Origin of the sequence: Siminovitchia sp. FSL H7-0308 (assembly GCF_037980985.1) — a bacterium.
GTDB lineage: Bacteria > Bacillota > Bacilli > Bacillales > Bacillaceae_C > Siminovitchia > Siminovitchia thermophila.
Genome location: NZ_CP150282.1, coordinates 3,475,828 through 3,497,160, shown reverse-complemented (window position 1 = coordinate 3,497,160; position 21,333 = coordinate 3,475,828). Strand labels below are relative to the sequence as shown.

The following is a 21,333-nucleotide window of genomic DNA, read 5'->3' as shown; positions in this document are numbered from 1 at the left end:
TGAAAACGCGGGTAAGTGTTAAAAGCAACTATTCAGGAATTATATAGGGGTGGATATTTGTGAATGTTTCTATAAAAATAACCGAAAACAACAATGCTGTTCACGCGTCTATAGCTGGTGAAATTGACGCCTACACAGCTCCTAAAGTTCGAGATGAATTAATAAAGCATGCCGAGAAGAAGGGAATGCAATTAGTTGTAGATTTAACCGAAGTTACATACATGGACAGCACGGGTCTTGGGGTGTTCGTAGGGTTATTTAAGCAGCTCCGCGCAAATGAAGGAGATTTGACATTAACTGGAATGTCGGAAAGATTGCAAAGGCTGTTTGATATTACCGGGCTTGCAGATGTGATGGACATCAATACCGAGGTAGAGGGTGGAGTATAAATGGAGGCATCGTTTGATTATATCGAGATGAAGGTTCCCGCAAAGCCGGAATATGTTGGAGTCATACGGTTAACCCTTTCAGGAATCGCCAGCAGAATGGGCTTTTCCTATGAAGTCATTGAAGATATTAAAATTGCCACAAGTGAAGCAGTGACCAACGCTGTCCAACATGCTTACAACAGGGAAGAGAACGGGGAAGTTGTAGTAGGCTTTGCTCTTTATGAGAACCGTTTGGAAGTTATGGTAGCAGATTCCGGAAAAAGCTTCGATATAAAAGAAACCCGCGCAGAAACAGGTCCTTATTCTAATGGAGAACAAGTGGAATTTTTGCGTGAAGGAGGCTTGGGTCTGTATTTAATCGAGAGTCTAATGGACGAAGTCAATGTAAAGCTGCACAAAGGCGTCAGCGTGTTCATGACGAAATTTCTCGAAAGGGAGCAGGTGGAGATGGATGCCGAAAAAATCTCAACCTGATATCGCCAAAAGCGAGGTCAACGAATGGATCAAGGCGTTTCAACTTCATGAAGATAGGGAAGCTCAAGACAAGCTCGTCATGCATTATAAAAATCTGGTAGAATCGATTGCCCGGAAGTATTCCAAAGGAAAATCGCATCACGAAGATATTTTTCAAGTTGGAATCATCGGTCTTTTAGGAGCCATCCGCCGTTATGATGAATCCTATGGAAAGTCTTTCGAAGCATTTGCGATACCGACGATTATTGGAGAAATTAAACGATTTTTACGTGACAAAACATGGAGCGTTCATGTACCTCGCCGAATTAAGGAACTAGGTCCCAAAATCAAAACGACCGTAGAAGAATTGACGAGTGAACTTCAGCGCTCTCCCCAAATTCATGAAATTGCCGAGTGCTTGGATGTGACGGAAGAAGAAGTGCTGGAAGCAATGGAGATGGGGAAAAGTTATCAGGCGCTATCAGTTGATCATTCCATTGAAGCGGATGCGGATGGAAGCACTGTTACGTTGCTTGATATTATTGGAAATGTGGACGAAGGCTATGAAAGAGTCAATCAAAAACTTGTTGTTGAAAAAGTGCTGCACGTATTAACCGAAAGGGAAAAGAAAATTATCCAGTATACGTACTTGGAGAACTTGAGCCAAAAGGAAACCGGAGACTTGTTGAACATATCGCAAATGCACGTGTCACGCCTGCAAAGGCGAGCGATTAAAAAGCTTCAGGAGGCCATTTTTGCAGAACCAATTGATACGGAGAAATCAACCTTATGATCCACTTAAAACATAAACAGCTGGAAGCATACGCCTTTCAAAGAGCAAAAGAAGGCAATCATTTTTGCGGAGACAGTTTTTATATGACGACGACCGACGACTATTTTCTTTGTGTACTTGCCGATGGACTGGGAAGCGGGGAATATGCGCACGAATCTTCCCAAGCCGTTACTTCAGTTGTTCAATCAAATCCCGATGAAGACGTGTATACATTAATGGAATTTAGCAATAGGGTGTTATTAAGCAAAAGGGGGGCAGCAGTCGCCATTTTAAAGGTTGACTTTGCCCGCCATGTCTTTGAGTATAGCTGTGTCGGAAACATTCGATTTTATGTATATACTCCTTCTGGAAATTTAATTTATCCAATGCCTATTACCGGCTATATGTCGGGAAGGCCGCAAAAAATTAGAACACAGACTTTTTCGTATGAACCGCAATCGAGATTTCTGATTCATTCCGACGGGTTTACACAAGTTGAATCAAAAAAGCTTTTGAACTCCTATGCTTCAATGTATACACTCGCCAATAAGCTACAACTGTCCCAAGCAAACAAATCTGATGATGTCACTTTTATTGTAGGCAGCCTGCTTTAAGTAGCGGGTTTTTAATATGGGCTAATATCGTATAAAAGTGAATTTGATAGGTTAAACGTAAAAACACAAAAGGCAGTAATCACAAACGCTTTGCTTGTGATGTGAGTTTCTGTCGTTATGGGGAATAACCAATCCCCAAGGTGTGCGAAGATGTTAGGTAGGATGGAGCGGATATATATAGCGGCTAAGTAAAAGGGAGATGGAACATTGGCGGCAAAGGCTATCATTGATAACGTTGCTGTGCCCAGTGTTTTTCGGAAACGTTTTTATCTTGATGAACTTATAGTGATTGATCTTTTATTTTTACAAGTCTCATCATCACCCGGCTCAAAAACTGTCCAAACCGAATTGGTCCAACGGTGATACCGTACGTCAACGTTTTGGATTCGTTTCCGTATAGCGTATCGGCTCTGGAGCCATCCCGGTATTTTATCATATTATTTGATTTTAATGGAATCGATCGCTCCCTTGTACTGATGGCATCATTCTCGTAATAGGAATTTTATCGGGAATAACATGTTCCCGATCAATCCATTGAAAAGATCATTGCGCAGTCGGTCGCTTCATGGTCATGTTCACATTTTTCAGGAACGAGCGCGTCTTCATTTCCGCCGTGTTCGAGCAACGGAAGTTCTCGAAAACAGTAAGCCTTTTTCCAAGTACATTTCATTCGCTGTTAGGTCTGTCCTGCATTGTTCTCAAAGAACCCGAGTATGTAACTAAACGTTGTCTGCGTTGGGCGCTCACGCACCGCAAACTGATGCATCATTGACAAGTATTCAATTAAACGATTCCCCTTTATGTCAACACATCCTCCGCATATCATCTGGAAAGGTTTCACCCGATATCGGTCTATAAATATTCCTCAGTGGCAAAAATGGCTGTTCATACGACTTTCATTAAATGGGTCATCAACTGATCAAACTTGTCTTGGAAATGGCTGTATGACTTATTATGTCCATATAAAATGTAATTTACGTTCCGGCAAGTAACCACCGAGATTGACTCAAGCTTCCCCTGCTCAACTAGTTAATACTGTATAATTCAGATGCTTGAATTCCCTTTCTTTCCCTAAGAATTTACTGCTTTCTCATATTACTCCTAATGGAAACTGTTCATATTGGCAAATATGTGAGTGGGAAAAAGATTAAGCCAAAGAACAACAAACAAAAAAGTTTTCAACAACCGGTCTTCCCCACAAAAATCTTTATTGTTGGCTTTTTTTAAACTGATTTGCAATGTCAATTCAGGCATTGTTGTCAAAGTTCATATGTTCTAGTGGATGTTATCTTGCATGATCAGAAGGTGATATGACAATATTGTATCAGCCGAATAATTGGCGCCATACTTGTAAACAAGGTAAAATAAAGAGAATTTAGTGAAGCGAGGGGTACCAATGATCGTAACCGAACCAAAAAATGAGGACCTGCTCGTCAAAAAGTTGGCGGGAAGCTTAGGTCTTTCCAAAAAACACGTGACCAGTGTAATTCAATTGCTTGAAGAAGGGAATACTGTTCCATTTATTGCCCGCTATAGAAAAGAAATGACCGGAGCCCTGGATGAAGTGCAAATAAAAGAAATTATGGAGGGCTGGCAGTACTTACAAAGCTTAGAACAACGAAAAGAAGATGTTATCCGGCTTATTGATGAGCAAGGAAAACTAACGGAAGAATTAAAGCTGCAAATTATCCGCGCAGATAAATTGCAAACAGTTGAAGATTTATATCGCCCTTATCGACAAAAACGCCGAACAAAAGCGACAGTCGCAAAGGAAAAGGGCCTTGAACCACTTGCCGATTGGATGTGGCAACTTCCGTCAGAAGGAAATCTTGAGGAAGAAGCCGCAAAATATGTCAATCTTGAAAAAGAGGTAGAGGATGCGGCCGCAGCAATTCAAGGAGCAAAGGATATTGTAGCCGAACGAGTTTCAGATGATGCCGCGGTTCGTCAATGGGTACGGAAAGAAACATTCCAATCAGGGCTTGTTGTTTCATCCGTCAAAAACGCCGAAAAAGACGAAAAATCCGTATATGAAATGTACTATGAGTATGAAGAGCCTGTCAGAAAAATTGTTCCTCACCGGATTCTTGCGTTAAATCGCGGGGAAAAAGAAGATATATTGCGCGTTTCCATCAAGCCCCATACAGAAAAAATCATTGATTATTTAAGCAGAACTTTTATTAAAAATTCCGCTTCCGTTGTTGCCAAGGAAATGAAAGAAAGTATTGAAGACAGCTACAAACGCTTGATTGAGCCGGCAATTGAACGCGAAATTAGAAATGAATTAACGGAAAAAGCGGAAGATCAGGCGATTCATATTTTTTCGGAAAACCTGAGAAAGTTATTGTTGCAGCCGCCATTAAAAGGAAAAGTGGTCCTTGGTGTTGATCCTGCTTACCGGACAGGATGTAAATTGGCAGTCGTCGATGAAACCGGAAAGGTGCTTTATATAGATGTTATTTACCCGCATCCGCCGAATGCAAAGCGGGACGCAGCAAAAGCTAAAATGGCGGATGTTTTAAAAAGGTTCCAGATCGAAATTTTCGCGATCGGAAATGGAACAGCTTCCCAGGAAACAGAACAATTTACCGTACATTTGTTAAAAGAGCTGAATTTTGATGCAAGTTATATTATCGTTAATGAAGCCGGGGCAAGTGTTTATTCCGCATCCGATCTTGCAAGGGAAGAATTTCCGGATCTGCAAGTGGAAGAAAGAAGTGCTGTTTCTATTGCCCGCAGGCTTCAGGACCCGCTTGCCGAGCTTGTGAAAATCGACCCGAAATCCGTGGGAGTCGGCCAATATCAACATGACGTTTCGCAAAAGAAATTAAATGAACAGCTTGCGTTTGTCGTCGAGACGGCGGTAAACCAGGTCGGTGTGAATGTGAATACAGCATCACCCTCATTATTGCAATATGTTTCGGGATTAAGTAAAACAGTAGCGAACAATATCGTAAAACGCCGTGAAGAAAACGGCAAATTTACGAGTAGATCACAACTGCGGGATATCCCTCGGCTCGGCGCAAAAACATATGAACAAGCGGTTGGTTTTATGAGGATTTTGGATGGAGAAGACCCGCTTGATTCGACCCCCATCCATCCGGAAAGTTATTCCGAGGTTCAACAACTGCTTTCATCAATTGGATATACAACGGCGGATCTTGGTTCGCAAAAGCTGAACGAAGCATTAAAAAATATACCTGTCGAGGAAACAGCAAAAGAGCTTGGCCTTGGCGAGTTGACGCTTCGTGATATTATCGACTCTTTAATGAAGCCTGGCCGCGACTTGCGGGATGAATTGCCAAAGCCGATCTTAAAGAAGGACCTTTTAAAACTTGAAGACTTGACACCGGGAATGGAACTTCAAGGAACTGTCAGAAACGTCGTTGACTTTGGCGCCTTTGTCGACGTCGGAGTGAAAGAGGATGGACTTGTCCATATTTCAAAGCTAAGCGACCGTTTTGTCAAACATCCCCTTGACGTTGTATCGCTAGGAGATATCGTTACGGTTTGGGTTGAAAAAGTGGATGTCCAAAAGGGAAGATTGTCCCTTACAATGAAGAAATCTTAAGCAAGAAAGAAACACTGCCAGTTACGAGCAGTGTTTTTTTCTGTAAAAAAACCAACATTGATTCAGCATTTTAATTTGATTTCTGTCTTTTTTAAGAAAAGCTTTTTGCATTTGGTTTTGAAACCAGGCAGGCATTTTTTCGTATCCTCCCAGGTAAAAGTTTTGGTATCATTAGGATATGATAAGAAAAGTTATCCCGTGAGGCTGAGGGAGGAAGTGCATGACAAACGAACAATTGCAAAGCTTAACTGAACGATTGTCGCAGGAATTTTTTCAAAAGCCGTTTAAACATAAAGCCGTCTTCAATCCCCGATTGAGAACAACAGGCGGCCGTTATTTGCTTACAAACCATCATATAGAAATCAACCGAAAATATTATGACGAGCATGGACTGGAAGAGTTGAAAGGGATTATTAAACATGAGTTGTGCCATTACCACCTTCATCTCGAAGGTAAAGGGTACAAGCACGGTGACAGGGAATTCAGGGAGCTCTTGAAAAAAGTCGGTGCTCCGCGCCATTGTTCACCGCTCTCCGAGCAGAAAAAGGCAACGAGGAGGATGTATGAATGTTCTCGCTGTGGTTATATTTATACCCGGCAGCGCAGGGTGAACACGAGCCGCTATTTTTGTGGCAAGTGCAAAGGAAAACTTTTTGAAAAGAAATCTGGAAAAGTTCCGATTTTCCCTTGACAGGCATTCGCCGACTATTTATAATCGTAAGAGCCGTTCAAGAAAAACCAAAACGAATGGCCCATTATTTTTTACGGGGAAGTACTCAAGAGGCTGAAGAGGCGCCCCTGCTAAGGGCGTAGGTCGCGTAAGCGGCGCGAGGGTTCAAATCCCTCCTTCTCCGCCATTTTTATTTTGGCCCCTTGGTCAAGCGGTTAAGACACCGCCCTTTCACGGCGGTAACACGGGTTCGAATCCCGTAGGGGTCATCAATAGCCGGAGTGAATGCAATGATACTGGTTACGCGGCATCTAAAGAAGACAAGTTGCTTCCATTTGTCGCATTCGCTCCTTGATTCAGTTTCCGGCAGCATTGCGAAGAGGCGAGCGTAAGCCTTGATGAAGTGACGATTCTTGACTTGCGGTAGAGCAAGTGTAAAGTGGCAAACTTGCAAGAGCTCACGCTTCTTTGAGCGCCGATTACTTGGCTGCACATTGGCTCGATGTCATCAACACACTGGTCATTAGAATGGAAAGTATTTTACAATTATATGTATGGTCCCGTAGTGTAGCGGTTAACATGCCTGCCTGTCACGCAGGAGATCGCGGGTTCGATTCCCGTCGGGACCGCCACTTTAAAGATTGTTGACATATTTTGATGTGTGTTGTACAATAGAAAAGTTGCTCAATGACATTGGGCTATAGCCAAGCGGTAAGGCAACGGACTTTGACTCCGTGATTCGCTGGTTCGAATCCAGCTAGCCCAGCCAAACGATCGAGCCATTAGCTCAGCCGGTAGAGCATCTGACTTTTAATCAGAGGGTCGCAGGTTCGATTCCTGCATGGCTCATTGATCTTTCTTGGAAAGTATATCCGAATAGATTAGCCAGTTGACATTTATTTAGTAGTATGGTAATATATATCTTGTCTTTGAAAAGAGCGGTCGTGGCGGAATCGGCAGACGCGCTAGGTTGAGGGCCTAGTGGTAGCAATACCGTGGAGGTTCAAGTCCTCTCGACCGCACCAACATAAAAGTGCGCCCGTAGCTCAATTGGATAGAGCGTTTGACTACGGATCAAAAGGTTAGGGGTTCGACTCCTCTCGGGCGCGCCACTTATTTCTGTCAATCTATGAAACGGGAAGTGGCTCAGCTTGGTAGAGCACTTGGTTTGGGACCAAGGGGTCGCAGGTTCAAATCCTGTCTTCCCGACCATTTATAGATGATAAAGCCATGCGGGTGTAGTTTAGTGGTAAAACCACAGCCTTCCAAGCTGTTGTCGTGGGTTCGATTCCCATCACCCGCTCCATTGTTTGATCTTTGAAAACTGAACGAAACGAAACGTCAATCAATAATTAATTAGTCAGCTTTAATTATGAGCTAACCAAACTTTTACATGAGAGTTTGATCCTGGCTCAGGACGAACGCTGGCGGCGTGCCTAATACATGCAAGTCGAGCGGACAAAAGAGGAGCTTGCTCCTTTTTAGTCAGCGGCGGACGGGTGAGTAACACGTGGGCAACCTGCCTGTAAGACTGGGATAACTCCGGGAAACCGGGGCTAATACCGGATAATTTCTTTTTCCGCATGGAGAAAGGATAAAAGACGGCTCTGCTGTCACTTACAGATGGGCCCGCGGCGCATTAGCTAGTTGGTGGGGTAACGGCCTACCAAGGCAACGATGCGTAGCCGACCTGAGAGGGTGATCGGCCACACTGGGACTGAGACACGGCCCAGACTCCTACGGGAGGCAGCAGTAGGGAATCTTCCGCAATGGACGCAAGTCTGACGGAGCAACGCCGCGTGAGTGATGAAGGTCTTCGGATCGTAAAACTCTGTTATCAGGGAAGAACCCGCATCGGAGTAACTGCCGGTGCGTTGACGGTACCTGACCAGAAAGCCACGGCTAACTACGTGCCAGCAGCCGCGGTAATACGTAGGTGGCAAGCGTTGTCCGGAATTATTGGGCGTAAAGCGCGCGCAGGCGGCTTCTTAAGTCTGATGTGAAAGCCCACGGCTCAACCGTGGAGGGTCATTGGAAACTGGGAGGCTTGAGTGCAGAAGAGGAGAGCGGAATTCCACGTGTAGCGGTGAAATGCGTAGAGATGTGGAGGAACACCAGTGGCGAAGGCGGCTCTCTGGTCTGTAACTGACGCTGAGGCGCGAAAGCGTGGGTAGCGAACAGGATTAGATACCCTGGTAGTCCACGCCGTAAACGATGAGTGCTAAGTGTTAGGGGGTTTCCGCCCCTTAGTGCTGCAGCAAACGCATTAAGCACTCCGCCTGGGGAGTACGGCCGCAAGGCTGAAACTCAAAGGAATTGACGGGGGCCCGCACAAGCGGTGGAGCATGTGGTTTAATTCGAAGCAACGCGAAGAACCTTACCAGGTCTTGACATCCCGATGCCCGCTTTAGAGATAAAGTTTTCCCTTCGGGGACATCGGTGACAGGTGGTGCATGGTTGTCGTCAGCTCGTGTCGTGAGATGTTGGGTTAAGTCCCGCAACGAGCGCAACCCTTGATCTTAGTTGCCAGCATTAAGTTGGGCACTCTAAGGTGACTGCCGGTGACAAACCGGAGGAAGGTGGGGATGACGTCAAATCATCATGCCCCTTATGACCTGGGCTACACACGTGCTACAATGGATGGTACAAAGGGCCGCGAGACCGCGAGGTGGAGCGAATCCCATAAAACCATTCTCAGTTCGGATTGCAGGCTGCAACTCGCCTGCATGAAGCCGGAATCGCTAGTAATCGCGGATCAGCATGCCGCGGTGAATACGTTCCCGGGCCTTGTACACACCGCCCGTCACACCACGAGAGTTTGTAACACCCGAAGTCGGTGGGGTAACCATTTGGAGCCAGCCGCCGAAGGTGGGACAGATGATTGGGGTGAAGTCGTAACAAGGTAGCCGTATCGGAAGGTGCGGCTGGATCACCTCCTTTCTAAGGATAATTGAAATGTGGGTGCGACTGCTCGGCAGGAGCCGCAACTGAACATTTCCAATAGATACAAATTGACGCTTTCGTTTCGTTTAGTTTTGAGAGGTCAAACCTTTCTCGCTTTATGAGAAACAACTCTCAAAACATGTGCTCTTGCGGCACAACGTGTTCGAGGCACTTCACCTCGTCGCAAAGCTGCATGAAGCATTAGCGCTGATGAATCACATGACGTGATGGAAGTCAGCAGCTTCGTTCTTTGAAAACCGGATAACATGAGAAGAAACAAACCGAGAATCGTTCACCTTATGGATGATCCATTATGGAGCAACCATAAGAAGTGTAAAACCTTTAGGTTTGAGTGTCAGTATCACTCAACCAAGGGCAACGAGAAGCGAGAAGATCAAGGAAGCGACCGAATGAGCACCGGAGCGCACTACGAGTGCGTGATGACGTGAATGAGGGAGCTGACACAGAGATTCGACGCTAATCGTTGACCGAAAAAGATTAAGTTAATAAGGGCGCACGGTGAATGCCTTGGCACTAGGAGCCGATGAAGGACGGGACGAACACCGATATGCTTCGGGGAGCTGTAAGCAAGCTGATCCGGAGATTTCCGAATGGGGAAACCCACTGCCAATAATGAGGCAGTATCCATTTCTGAATCCATAGGGAATGGAAGGCATACCCGGGGAACTGAAACATCTAAGTACCCGGAGGAAGAGAAAGAAAAATCGATTCCCCCAGTAGCGGCGAGCGAAACGGGAAGAGCCCAAACCGAAAGGCTTGCCTTTCGGGGTTGTAGGACACTCAAAGTGGAGTGACAAAGGAACGGCGTAGACGAAGCGGCCTGGAAAGGCCGGCCAAAGAAGGTAACAGCCCTGTAGTTGAAACGTCGTTCCCTCCCGAGTGGATCCTGAGTACGGCGGGACACGAGAAATCCCGTCGGAATCCGGGAGGACCATCTCCCAAGGCTAAATACTCCCTAGTGACCGATAGTGAACCAGTACCGTGAGGGAAAGGTGAAAAGCACCCCGGGAGGGGAGTGAAATAGAACCTGAAACCGTGTGCCTACAAGTAGTCAGAGCACAATAAGTGTGATGGCGTGCCTTTTGTAGAATGAACCGGCGAGTTGCGATTTCATGCAAGGTTAAGTTGAAAAGACGGAGCCGCAGCGAAAGCGAGTCTGAATAGGGCGCAAGAGTATGAGGTCGCAGACCCGAAACCAGGTGATCTACCCATGTCCAGGGTGAAGGTCAGGTAACACTGACTGGAGGCCCGAACCCACGTATGTTGAAAAATGCGGGGATGAGGTGTGGGTAGGGGTGAAATTCCAATCGAACCTGGAGATAGCTGGTTCTCTCCGAAATAGCTTTAGGGCTAGCCTCAAGGTGAGAGTATTGGAGGTAGAGCACTGTTTGGACGAGGGGCCCTCATCGGGTTACCGACTTCAGACAAACTCCGAATGCCAAATACTTATCCTTGGGAGTCAGACTGCGAGTGATAAGATCCGTAGTCGAGAGGGAAACAACCCAGACCACCAGCTAAGGTCCCGAAGTATACGTTAAGTGGAAAAGGATGTGGAGTTGCTTAGACAACCAGGATGTTGGCTTAGAAGCAGCCACCATTCAAAGAGTGCGTAATAGCTCACTGGTCGAGTGACTCTGCGCCGAAAATGTACCGGGGCTAAACGTATCACCGAAGCTGTGGATTGCAATAGCAATGGTAGGAGAGCGTTCCAAGCGCGGCGAAGTCGTCTTGAAAGAGGCGGTGGAGTGCTTGGAAGTGAGAATGCCGGTATGAGTAGCGAAAGAAGGGTGAGAATCCCTTCCACCGAAAGCCTAAGGTTTCCTGAGGAAGGCTCGTCCGCTCAGGGTAAGTCGGGACCTAAGCCGAGGCCGAAAGGCGTAGGCGATGGATAACAGGTTGAGATTCCTGTACCGCCTCATTGCCGTTTGAGTGATGGAGGGACGCAGGAGGATAAGGCAAGCGCGCAGCTGGAAAAGCGCGTCCAAGCAGTAAGGCCGGTAAGTAGGCAAATCCGCTTACCGTGTAGGCTGAGCTGTGATGGCGAGGGAAAAAAAGTACCGAAGTTCCTGATTCCACACTGCCGAGAAAAGCTTCTAGCGAGGCAATAGGCGCCCGTACCGCAAACCGACACAGGTAGGCGAGGAGAGAATCCTAAGGTGAGCGAGAGAACTCTCGTTAAGGAACTCGGCAAAATGACCCCGTAACTTCGGGAGAAGGGGTGCTTTTTAGGGTGAATAGCCCTGAGAAGCCGCAGTGAATAGGCCCAGGCGACTGTTTAGCAAAAACACAGGTCTCTGCGAAGCCGCAAGGCGAAGTATAGGGGCTGACGCCTGCCCGGTGCTGGAAGGTTAAGAGGAGAGGTCAGCTTAGGCGAAGCTTCGAATTGAAGCCCCAGTAAACGGCGGCCGTAACTATAACGGTCCTAAGGTAGCGAAATTCCTTGTCGGGTAAGTTCCGACCCGCACGAAAGGCGCAACGATCTGGGCACTGTCTCAACGAGAGACTCGGTGAAATTATAGTACCTGTGAAGATGCAGGTTACCCGCGACAGGACGGAAAGACCCCGTGGAGCTTTACTGTAGCTTGATATTGACTGTCTGTGCAGCTTGTACAGGATAGGTAGGAGCCATGGAAACGGGAGCGCCAGCTTCCGTGGAGGCAACGGTGGGATACTACCCTGGCTGTATGGACCGTCTAACCCGCGACCCTGATCGGGTTGGGAGACAGTGTCAGGCAGGCAGTTTGACTGGGGCGGTCGCCTCCTAAAAGGTAACGGAGGCGCCCAAAGGTTCCCTCAGAATGGTTGGAAATCATTCGCAGAGTGTAAAGGCAGAAGGGAGCTTGACTGCGAGACCTACAAGTCGAGCAGGGACGAAAGTCGGGCTTAGTGATCCGGTGGTTCCGCATGGAAGGGCCATCGCTCAACGGATAAAAGCTACCCCGGGGATAACAGGCTTATCTCCCCCAAGAGTTCACATCGACGGGGAGGTTTGGCACCTCGATGTCGGCTCATCGCATCCTGGGGCTGTAGTCGGTCCCAAGGGTTGGGCTGTTCGCCCATTAAAGCGGTACGCGAGCTGGGTTCAGAACGTCGTGAGACAGTTCGGTCCCTATCCGTCGCGGGCGCAGGAAATTTGAGAGGAGCTGTCCTTAGTACGAGAGGACCGGGATGGACGCACCGCTGGTGTACCAGTTGTCTCGCCAGAGGCATAGCTGGGTAGCTATGTGCGGAAGGGATAAGTGCTGAAAGCATCTAAGCATGAAGCCCCCCTCAAGATGAGATTTCCCATTGTCTGGCTTGCCAGGCAACGTAAGATCCCTGAAAGATGATCAGGTAGATAGGTCCGGTGTGGAAGTGTGGCGACACATGGAGCTGACGGATACTAATCGATCGAGGACTTAATCAAATATAAAAAGCGCAGGACGCTTGTCCATCACTGGAGCTTCTGGCGGAAAAGTCAATCGACTTTGCCAGAAGAAGCGAAGTGACGCAAAGCGATAGCGTCCGGAGCTGGATTGAACAAAAACGATTCTCGGACTTCTTCTCATGTATCCTGGTTTTGAGAGAATGAATCTCACAACAACATATGTCTGGTGACGATAGCGAAGAGGCAACACCCGTTCCCATCCCGAACACGGAAGTTAAGTTCTTCAGCGCCGATGGTAATGAGGGGTTTCCCCTTGTGAGAGCAGGACGTTGCCGGGCAAACAGGACATCCATATTAATGGATGTCTTATTTTAGTTTATTTAAAAAGTATTGAAAGATATAAAGAAACTCAATGTAAGCGAGGATCAGAAGGACCAAGAAGATCAAGGAATCAAGGGAGAGAGACTCGCAATGGGCAATGCCCATGAGAATCGAGCGAGTGCAGATGACGAAGAGATTCGCCGGTCATCATGATCCGCAGCCCGAACACGGAAGTTAAGTTCGCGCGCCGATGGTAATGAGGGGTTTCCCCTTGTGAGAGCAGGACGTTGCCGGGCAAACAGGACATCCATATTAATGGATGTCTTATTTTAGTTTATTTAAAAAGTATTGAAAGATATAAAGAAACTCAATGTAAGCGAGGATCAGAAGGACCAAGAAGATCAAGGAATCAAGGGAGAGAGACTCGCAATGGGCAATGCCCATGAGAATCGAGCGAGTGCAGATGACGAAGAGATTCGCCGGTCATCATGATCCGCAGCCCGAACACGGAAGTTAAGTTCGCGCGCCGATGGTAATGAGGGGCTTCCCCTTGTGAGAGCAGGACGTTGCCGGGCAAGCAGGACATCCATATCAATGGGTGTCTTATTTTAGTTTTTTTAAAAAAGATCGCCTGTTTTATGTGGGCAGTTAGCAGTCAGAAAAGGCCAACCAAGCTTCGTGACGTTCTGATGCCACACACTATCTCGCATCTTGCCGCATTCATGATTTGATCTTGCAGCGGGACTCCATAGTGGAAAGAATAAGAAAGAACTTCAGAATTCTTGCTTTTATGAACTTGATTCGTTATAATAAGCAAGAACTATTATAAGTAGTTTAATTTTTATTATCGCGGGATGGAGCAGTTCGGTAGCTCGTCGGGCTCATAACCCGAAGGTCGCAGGTTCAAATCCTGCTCCCGCAATTACTGAAATTGGTCTATTCAAGTCTGATAACTAATCAGCCTTAGGGGTGTGCGTCCTAAGGTTTTTTTGTATAAACGATTGAGGGAGTTTAACATGGAAAATCATTATGAAATCGTTTCAGCCCTTCCGGAAAAAACATTTGCCATTGGAAAGAAACTGGGACATTTATTGGAAGCAGGCGATGTGATTTTGCTTGAAGGGGATCTAGGGGCAGGAAAAACGACTTTTGCAAAAGGCTTGGCTGCCGGTCTTGGGATACGTAAAACAGTGAATAGCCCTACTTTTACCATCATTAAAGAGTATGAAGGAAGGCTTCCGCTTTATCATATGGATGTTTATCGTTTGGAAGATTCTTTTGAAGACCTCGGCTTTGATGAATATTTTGAAGGCGATGGTGTAACGGTTGTGGAGTGGGCTCATTTTATCCAGGAGCAACTTCCGTCGGATAGACTTGCTGTTTATTTGCATCATGTAGGCGGCGAAAATCGCAAGATTGTTTTTAAACCTTATGGCACCAGATATAAAGCTTTATGTAAGGAGTTTTTTCATGAAAGTCCTGGCAATTGATACATCGAACGAAGTATTGGGAGTAGGCCTTGTAAGTGAGTCGAAAGTAATTGGGGAATACATTACGAACATAAAGAAGAACCACAGTGTGCGAGTCATGCCGGCGATTCAGCAACTTTTGAAAGATTGTGAAACAGATACCGGTGAACTTGATAAAATTGTTGTAGCCAAAGGACCAGGTTCTTATACTGGGGTGCGGATTGGTGTGACAATCGCTAAAACAATGGCCTGGAGTTTGGGTATACCTTTGTCGGGTGTCTCCAGCTTGGCTGTGCTTGCAATGACAGGCAGCTATTTTCCAGGATATATTTCACCGCTGTTTGATGCGAGGCGGGGTTTGATTTACACGGGCCTATACCAATTTAAAGAGAGCAAGCTTCAAGTGGTCATGGAGGACCGGAATATATTGGCCACGGAGTGGGCTGAATTATTAAAAGACCAAACGGTACCGATTTTATTTAATGGAAACGACGTGCCGCTTCATGAGCAAACTTTTCGGTCCGCTCTCAAAGACCAGGCATTTTTTTCTCACGTTGGTGAATACAATCCAAGGCCAGGAGAACTAGGCCTGCTTGGACTATACCTACCCCCTGAGGATATTCATTCGTTTACTCCAAATTATATACGCCTTGTGGAAGCCGAAGCTAAGTGGCTGGAGAGGCAGGGGAAGAAACCATGATAAATCGAAGCACGAGTGTCGGCCAAGATATATCTTTTCGCTTGGCCTCACTTGAAGATATTGGTAAATTGGTGGAGATCGAGAGCCGCTCGTTTTCGGCGCCTTGGCCCGAAGAGGCGTTTTATAACGATATCGCTCATAACCGCTTTGCATATTACGTTTTTATTACGCTCGACGGGATTGAAGTAGGTTATTGCGGTGTATGGATTATTTTGGATGAAGCGCATATTACAAACATTGCTGTGCTTCCAGAACATCGTGGAAAAAAATTGGGGGAACAACTGCTTTTTAAAGTGATGAATCTTGCCAAAGAGGCCGGAGCGAATAAGATGACACTCGAAGTACGGGTAAGTAATGACATTGCCCAGTCTCTTTATAAAAAACTGGGATTTCAAGAAGGCGGCATTCGAAAAAGATATTATACGGACAACCAAGAAGATGCGTTAGTGATGTGGGTGAATTTATGAAGAAAGAAAATATAGTTGTTCTGGGGATTGAGACAAGTTGTGATGAGACGGCAGCTGCGGTCGTTCGTGATGGAAAGGAAATATTATCAAATGTGGTCGCTTCCCAAATTGAAAGCCATCGCCGGTTTGGCGGTGTCGTTCCGGAACTGGCATCACGCCATCACGTAGAACAAATTACCATTGTCATTGAAGAAGCAATGAAGCAAGCAGCCGTTACTTTTGAAGATATTGATGCTGTTGCCGTAACGGAGGGACCGGGATTGGTTGGTGCTCTGCTCGTCGGTGTAAATGCTGCGAAGGCATTGGCTTTTAGCCGCAATATTCCGCTTGTCGGTGTTCATCATATTGCCGGCCACATTTATGCGAACCGACTGATCACCGACTTTACGTTTCCTTTGTTGTCGCTAGTCGTTTCAGGAGGCCATACGGAACTTGTGTATATGGAAAAGCACGGTTCATTTAAAGTAATTGGTGAAACGCGGGACGATGCTGCTGGAGAAGCATATGACAAAGTCGCGCGGACATTGAATTTGCCATATCCCGGCGGACCGCATATCGACAGACTTGCCCAAGAGGGGACGGCGACTATTGATCTTCCAAGAGCATGGTTGGAAGAGGATTCTTATGACTTCAGTTTTAGCGGTCTTAAATCCGCAGTTATCAACACGCTCCACAATGCGGAACAGCGCGGGGAAAAAATATCTCCAGAAAATTTGGCGGCGAGTTTTCAAGCAAGCGTAGTGGAAGTGTTGACGGAAAAAACGATCAGGGCTGCTAAAGAATTGGGCGTAAAACAAGTACTTTTGGCCGGAGGGGTAGCCGCAAATAAAGGGCTGCGTAAATCACTTGAATCCGCTTTTGAGCGAATAGAACATGTAGATCTCGTTATTCCTCCCCTGTATTTATGTACAGATAATGCCGCTATGATTGCGGCGGCAGGAACTGTCTTATTTGAAGTTGGAATAAGAGGTGCACTTGATATGAATGCGCACCCCGGTTTGGATATAGAAAAGTAAGGGCTCCGGTTGGAACGGAGTCTTTTTTGTGGATAACTTGATCATATGCAAGCTTGAAAACGACATTTTGTGGATGATTAAGCGAATATAGTGTGGATAATGTGTATAGGTTTGTTTATAACTTATGTTGTAAACGTTTAAAATGTGGACAAGATTGTGGGTAAAAAAATCCCCGACGGAGTACCCATCGGGATAATACATGATTTTTTGTTACGGTATGTCATATTCCGTAAGTGTTTCTGAAAGCCTCGTCCATTCTTCCAGCAATTCATCCATTTCGCTTTGAATTCTTTCCATTTCTTGATGAATTTCAAGAGTTCGTTCGTGGTCATTGAACACAGCGGGATCTGTTAACAACTGCTCTTTTATGTCCAGTTCCGCTTCCAATTGGTCCACCAATTCTTCCATTTCAGCGATCCGCCTTTTGAGTTGCCGTTCGCGTTTTCTTTTTTCTTTTTCCTGCTCGTATGAATGTTTACTGTCTACTTGTGTGTTCTTTGATTCCGGCTGTTGCAGTTGTGCCAGCTCCGCCATTTCCGTCTTTTTATTCACATAATAATCATAGTCGCCCAGAAATTCTTTTGTTCCTTCTGTGGATAGTTCGATCACTTTCGTAGCAATCCTGTTGATAAAATATCGGTCATGGGAAACGAATAAAATGGTTCCCGGGTAATCCACAAGCGCGTTTTCCAGCACTTCCTTGCTATCCAAGTCCAAGTGGTTCGTCGGTTCATCAAGAATGAGGACGTTCGCCTTTTGAAGCATGAGAATGGCGAGGGTGAGCCGCGCTTTTTCTCCCCCGCTCAATGACGAAACGGTTTTTAATACATCATCTTGGGTAAACAAAAAATTGCCCAATACGGATCTGACTTCTTTTTCCTTCATTAGCGGATAGCGATCCCATAATTCTTGTAAAACAGTTCGGTTGGTTGACAAGTTGGCCTGTTCCTGATCATAATATCCGAATTGAACATTTGCTCCATATCGAATCTCCCCGGATAGGAAGGGGATTTTTTTTATGATCGACTTTAACAACGTAGATTTGCCAATCCCGTTTGGCCCGACAAGGGCGGCACTGTCGCCGCGGGTAAGTCTCATATTGATATGGTTGGCCAATGTCTGTCCATTGTAGCCAATGCTCGCCTCTGAAACGGATAACACGTCATTTCCGCTTTGTTTCTCAATTGTGAATGAAAAAGAAGCGGATTTTGTGTCGCCTTCGGGACGATCCATGATATTCATTTTTTCTAATTTGCGGCGTCTGCTTTGCGCTCGTTTAGTCGTTGACGCTCTTGCGAGGTTACGCTGTATAAAGTCTTGCAGTTTGGAAATTTCACCTTGCTGTTTTTCATACAGTTTCATTTCCTGTTCAAATCTCTCGGCTTTTTGCTCGAGATACTTACTGTAATTTCCATGATAGACCGCCATTTCATGGCGGGACAGCTCATATACTAAAGAAACGATTTGGTCGAGAAAGTAACGGTCATGGGAAACGATGAGAAGGGCTCCCGGATAATTTTGCAAATATTTTTCTAACCAGGCCATGGTTTCAATATCAAGATGGTTTGTTGGCTCATCCAAAATCAGCAAGTCCGGCTTGGACAACAACAATTTTGCAAGCGCCAGGCGCGTTTTTTGTCCGCCACTCAGCCTGGCGATATTTTTATCATAGTCTTCTTCGAAAAATTGGAAGCCGTGCAGGACAGAACGTATATCTGATTCATATTGATAACCGCCGATTTTTTTAAACTGCTCTTGAAGCCTGTCATATTCACTCAATAGACGTTCATAGGCACCTTCACGTTCGTAATTCGCCGGATCGGAAAGCTTCTGCTCGATTTTTCGAAGCTCTTTTTCCATGTTTCGTACTTCGCTGAATACGGAAAGCATTTCTTCCCAAATCGTTAATTCTGATTCCAAGCCTGTATGTTGCTCCAAATAACCAATTGTTACATCTTTCGGTTTGACTACTTGGCCGGAATCATGTGAAAGTTCTCCAGCGATGATCTTTAACAAGGTAGACTTTCCGGCTCCATTCCTGCCGACAAGAGCTGCCCGGTCACCTTCGCGAATTTCCAATTTTATATTTGAAAGTACCAAATCAGCCCCAAAATACTTTGAAAGCTGTTGAACTTGCAATAATAGCATAATTTCCACCCCTAGTCATAGACAGTGTATCGCATGTTGACTATATTTGACAATTGATTTTTTAGGTGGCAAAAACAGACAGTATACACGAAATAGTGTAGAATGATAAGGAGGTGTTTGGCCGTGGAAAAATTGACGCATTTTAACAATGAAGGCAGGGCACAGATGGTGGATGTCAGCGGAAAGCCGGAAACAGTCCGCACTGCTGCTGCCCGCTCCAGTATTGAAGTGAACGACCATATTTATGAGTTAATTACGAATCAGCAAATAAAAAAGGGCGATGTTTTGGCTGTGGCGCAAGTAGCCGGGATCATGGCCGCGAAAAAAACATGGGAAATAATCCCGATGTGCCATCCGATCCCGATAAAAGGAGTTAATATTTCCTTTGACTGGATGGAAGGATCCGAGAATCATAAAATCCTGGAAATTACTGCTGAAGTAAAAACTGTCGGTAATACAGGAGTAGAGATGGAAGCATTAACTGCTGTTTCGGCAGCAGCACTCACTATATACGATATGTGCAAAGCCGTAGACAAGGGAATGATCATAGGTCCAACCTATCTAATAGAAAAAACAGGCGGGGTATCCAGTAGCGATTATCGCCGTGAAATGGAATAGGTTTATCAGTTGCAGGACATTCATTCCGCAAACGGGTAAATTGCAGCGCTTTTTTCTTTTTGGCATGGAGGATTGAATATGAACGGGGAAACGTTAAAAATACCACAGGCTACTGCAAAGAGGCTTCCGCTATACTACAGGTTTTTGAAAAATTTACATGCATCAGGAAAACAGCGCGTATCTTCGGCCGAATTAAGTGAAGCGGTGAAAGTGGACTCCGCTACCATTCGGCGGGACTTTTCTTATTTTGGCGCGCTTGGAAAAAAAGGATATGGGTATAATGTAAATTACTTGCTGTCATTTTTTCGCAAGACACTTGACCAAGATGAGGTGACGAAAGTCGCTTTAATTGGTGTAGGAAATTTAGGCACAGCTTTTTTAAATTATAATTTCTTAAAAAACAACAATACAAAAATTGAAATGGCTTTCGATGTCGACAAAAACAAAATCGGGAAAAAGATCAGCAATGTACCGATTTATGCTTTGTCCGAACTTGAAGAAAGATTGAGCAAAGAGGAAGTGGCCGTCATTATTTTAACTGTGCCGGCAAGTGCCGCCCAAGCCATCACTGACCGGATTAAACATACCGGTGTAAAGGGAATACTGAATTTTACCCCTGCAAGGCTGAATGTGCCGGAGTCGATCCGTGTTCATCATATCGATCTAGCGGTGGAGTTGCAGTCGCTCGTTTACTTTTTGAAACATTATCCTCTCGATGACACGGAAAATTCACAACCATAAATGATTTTTCAATGGCTAATTGGACGGGTTTCCATTAAAATAAAACTATAGATAGGAGGTGGCCGCAGTGAGTGCAGGTGTAGGCAGTTTACTTGTAATCGCACTTGTTGCTATATTGATCTTCGGACCAAAGAAGTTGCCGGAACTTGGTAAGGCTGCGGGCAACACGTTGCGTGAATTTAAGAACGCGACGAAAGGTTTGGCAGACGATGATGAAAAAGAGACGAAAAAAGACAGCGATAAGTGATAGGATGAACAAATCATGAGTCAAAACAATATGTCGATCATCGATCATATAGAGGAATTGCGAAAACGGCTGGTCATTATAGTCGTTTTCTTTGTGTTGGCTGTCATTGCCAGCTTTTTTATATCACAGCCTCTTATTAAGCTGATTCAGCATGCAAGCGCTGCCCAGGACATTACGATGAATGCGTTCCGTGTGACGGATCCGTTTAAAGTGTTTCTGCAAATGACGTTTGTTCTGGCGTTTATTTTAACATCCCCCGTTATTTTGTATCAGCTCTGGGCCTTTATCAGTCCGGGTCTTTTGGAAAAGGAACGGAAGGCAACGCTCAGCTATATACCGGTTTCAGTTTTTTTATTTTTAGCAGGTGTCCTTTTTTCTTATTTTATTTTGTTTCCATTTGTGATACGGTTCATGCTTGGGTTATCGAGCAATATGGAGATACAGACAACAATTGGCATTAATGAATATTTTCAATTTCTTTTTCAGATAACCGTACCGTTTGGAGTTTTGTTTCAGCTTCCGGTCGTCATTTTGTTTTTAACAAGGTTGGGCATCGTTACGCCGATGTTTTTGGTACAGATCAGAAAATATGCGTACTTTATTTTGCTGGTTATCGCAGCGTTCATTACGCCTCCGGATTTAATCTCGCATATGATGGTGACCGTTCCATTACTCATTTTGTATGAGATCAGCATCTGGATTTCAAAGGTGGGTTATAAAAAAGCGCAGGCTTCCGCAGCAGAGAGTGATGAAGATTAAAAAAGCATCCGATATTTCCGGTGCTTTTTTAATCTATAGCCCATAAA

At 45.5% G+C, this 21,333-nt stretch carries 16 protein-coding genes, 10 tRNA genes and 3 rRNA genes; 27 read left to right on the top strand and 2 right to left on the bottom strand.

The annotated features are described in order from the left end of the window. The first annotated feature begins 59 nt into the window (after positions 1 to 59). From MHB50_RS16550 to MHB50_RS16530, 5 genes are all read left to right on the top strand, one after another. Positions 60 to 389 carry an STAS domain-containing protein gene (locus MHB50_RS16550; protein WP_077111410.1) on the top strand — a complete coding sequence of 110 codons (330 nt, stop codon included), beginning with the start codon at positions 60 to 62 and terminating at the stop codon, positions 387 to 389. Further along, positions 390 to 863, top strand: a complete 474-nt coding sequence (gene rsbW / locus MHB50_RS16545; protein WP_077111409.1) for an anti-sigma B factor RsbW — start codon at positions 390 to 392, stop codon at positions 861 to 863. It abuts the gene before it with no gap. Then, a complete protein-coding gene (gene sigB, locus MHB50_RS16540) occupies positions 841 to 1,635 on the top strand; it encodes an RNA polymerase sigma factor SigB (RefSeq protein WP_077111407.1) in 795 nt (264 codons plus the stop codon). The genes rsbW and sigB overlap by 23 nt, the downstream gene beginning before the upstream one ends. Further along, the gene (locus MHB50_RS16535; RefSeq protein ID WP_077111405.1) at positions 1,632 to 2,228 is read left to right on the top strand and encodes a PP2C family serine/threonine-protein phosphatase; all 597 of its coding nucleotides are present in this window, start codon (positions 1,632 to 1,634) and stop codon (positions 2,226 to 2,228) included. Before sigB ends, MHB50_RS16535 begins: the two co-directional genes overlap by 4 nt. Positions 2,229 to 3,624: 1,396 nt before the next feature. Further along, positions 3,625 to 5,799 carry a Tex family protein gene (locus MHB50_RS16530; protein ID WP_340084238.1) on the top strand — a complete coding sequence of 725 codons (2,175 nt, stop codon included), beginning with the start codon at positions 3,625 to 3,627 and terminating at the stop codon, positions 5,797 to 5,799. A gap of 21 nt (positions 5,800 to 5,820) precedes the next feature. Here the strand turns inward: MHB50_RS16530 and cmpA are convergent, their stop codons facing one another. Next, a complete protein-coding gene (gene cmpA, locus MHB50_RS16525) occupies positions 5,821 to 5,934 on the bottom strand; it encodes a cortex morphogenetic protein CmpA (protein ID WP_139345618.1) in 114 nt (37 codons plus the stop codon). An 85-nt stretch (positions 5,935 to 6,019) separates the two neighbouring features. On the opposite strand from cmpA, the gene MHB50_RS16520 reads away from it, so the two are divergent. The 18 genes from MHB50_RS16520 to tsaD all read left to right on the top strand — a co-directional run bounded on the left by MHB50_RS16520 (position 6,020) and on the right by tsaD (position 16,773). Next, positions 6,020 to 6,490, top strand: a complete 471-nt coding sequence (locus tag MHB50_RS16520) for a SprT family protein (protein ID WP_340084236.1) — start codon at positions 6,020 to 6,022, stop codon at positions 6,488 to 6,490. 75 nt (positions 6,491 to 6,565) lie between these two features. Then, positions 6,566 to 6,656, top strand: a tRNA-Ser gene (locus tag MHB50_RS16515). 10 nt (positions 6,657 to 6,666) lie between these two features. Beyond that, positions 6,667 to 6,738: transfer RNA gene (locus MHB50_RS16510), tRNA-Glu, on the top strand. 287 nt (positions 6,739 to 7,025) lie between these two features. Next, positions 7,026 to 7,101 (top strand) — tRNA-Asp (locus MHB50_RS16505). 62 nt (positions 7,102 to 7,163) lie between these two features. Continuing rightward, positions 7,164 to 7,238, top strand: a tRNA-Gln gene (locus MHB50_RS16500). Between the two features lie 7 nt (positions 7,239 to 7,245). Then, positions 7,246 to 7,318 (top strand) — tRNA-Lys (locus tag MHB50_RS16495). A gap of 89 nt (positions 7,319 to 7,407) precedes the next feature. Then, positions 7,408 to 7,494: transfer RNA gene (locus tag MHB50_RS16490), tRNA-Leu, on the top strand. A gap of 10 nt (positions 7,495 to 7,504) precedes the next feature. Further along, positions 7,505 to 7,581: transfer RNA gene (locus MHB50_RS16485), tRNA-Arg, on the top strand. A gap of 23 nt (positions 7,582 to 7,604) precedes the next feature. After that, a tRNA-Pro gene (locus MHB50_RS16480) sits at positions 7,605 to 7,681 on the top strand. Between the two features lie 20 nt (positions 7,682 to 7,701). After that, positions 7,702 to 7,775: transfer RNA gene (locus MHB50_RS16475), tRNA-Gly, on the top strand. An 83-nt stretch (positions 7,776 to 7,858) separates the two neighbouring features. Further along, positions 7,859 to 9,409, top strand: a 16S ribosomal RNA gene (locus tag MHB50_RS16470). A gap of 499 nt (positions 9,410 to 9,908) precedes the next feature. Next, positions 9,909 to 12,839, top strand: a 23S ribosomal RNA gene (locus MHB50_RS16465). A 183-nt stretch (positions 12,840 to 13,022) separates the two neighbouring features. After that, positions 13,023 to 13,138 (top strand): 5S ribosomal RNA (gene rrf, locus MHB50_RS16460). The 16S, 23S and 5S rRNA genes sit together here with 9 tRNA genes alongside, the layout of an rRNA operon. An 831-nt stretch (positions 13,139 to 13,969) precedes the next feature. Then, positions 13,970 to 14,043, top strand: a tRNA-Met gene (locus MHB50_RS16455). Between the two features lie 94 nt (positions 14,044 to 14,137). Then, positions 14,138 to 14,611, top strand: a complete 474-nt coding sequence (tsaE, locus tag MHB50_RS16450) for a tRNA (adenosine(37)-N6)-threonylcarbamoyltransferase complex ATPase subunit type 1 TsaE (protein WP_077112732.1) — start codon at positions 14,138 to 14,140, stop codon at positions 14,609 to 14,611. After that, positions 14,592 to 15,290: a tRNA (adenosine(37)-N6)-threonylcarbamoyltransferase complex dimerization subunit type 1 TsaB gene (gene tsaB, locus MHB50_RS16445; RefSeq protein WP_077112734.1), complete on the top strand. Its 699-nt coding sequence runs from the start codon at positions 14,592 to 14,594 to the stop codon at positions 15,288 to 15,290. The genes tsaE and tsaB overlap by 20 nt, the downstream gene beginning before the upstream one ends. Next, positions 15,287 to 15,757 (top strand): ribosomal protein S18-alanine N-acetyltransferase, encoded by a 471-nt coding sequence (gene rimI, locus MHB50_RS16440; protein ID WP_077112736.1) that lies wholly within the window; start codon positions 15,287 to 15,289, stop codon positions 15,755 to 15,757. The genes tsaB and rimI overlap by 4 nt, the downstream gene beginning before the upstream one ends. Beyond that, entirely contained in the window at positions 15,754 to 16,773 is a 1,020-nt protein-coding gene (gene tsaD, locus MHB50_RS16435; protein ID WP_077112738.1) for a tRNA (adenosine(37)-N6)-threonylcarbamoyltransferase complex transferase subunit TsaD, read from the top strand. The genes rimI and tsaD overlap by 4 nt, the downstream gene beginning before the upstream one ends. A gap of 210 nt (positions 16,774 to 16,983) precedes the next feature. Here tsaD and MHB50_RS16430 read toward each other — a convergent pair whose 3' ends face one another. Continuing rightward, complete coding sequence (locus MHB50_RS16430; RefSeq protein ID WP_077112740.1) at positions 16,984 to 18,921, bottom strand: ABC-F family ATP-binding cassette domain-containing protein; 1,938 nt, start codon at positions 18,919 to 18,921, stop codon at positions 16,984 to 16,986. A gap of 123 nt (positions 18,922 to 19,044) precedes the next feature. Between MHB50_RS16430 and moaC the strand changes: the two genes are divergently transcribed. The 4 genes from moaC (at position 19,045) to tatC (ending at position 21,286) form a co-directional block, all read left to right on the top strand. Then, positions 19,045 to 19,539, top strand: a complete 495-nt coding sequence (moaC, locus tag MHB50_RS16425; RefSeq protein ID WP_139345671.1) for a cyclic pyranopterin monophosphate synthase MoaC — start codon at positions 19,045 to 19,047, stop codon at positions 19,537 to 19,539. A gap of 78 nt (positions 19,540 to 19,617) precedes the next feature. After that, complete coding sequence (locus MHB50_RS16420; protein WP_077112744.1) at positions 19,618 to 20,280, top strand: redox-sensing transcriptional repressor Rex; 663 nt, start codon at positions 19,618 to 19,620, stop codon at positions 20,278 to 20,280. A gap of 67 nt (positions 20,281 to 20,347) precedes the next feature. After that, on the top strand, positions 20,348 to 20,527 hold the full coding sequence (locus MHB50_RS16415; RefSeq protein ID WP_077112745.1) for a twin-arginine translocase TatA/TatE family subunit: 180 nt from the start codon (positions 20,348 to 20,350) through the stop codon (positions 20,525 to 20,527). A gap of 15 nt (positions 20,528 to 20,542) precedes the next feature. Beyond that, entirely contained in the window at positions 20,543 to 21,286 is a 744-nt protein-coding gene (tatC, locus tag MHB50_RS16410; protein WP_077112747.1) for a twin-arginine translocase subunit TatC, read from the top strand. Positions 21,287 to 21,333 lie beyond the last annotated feature (47 nt).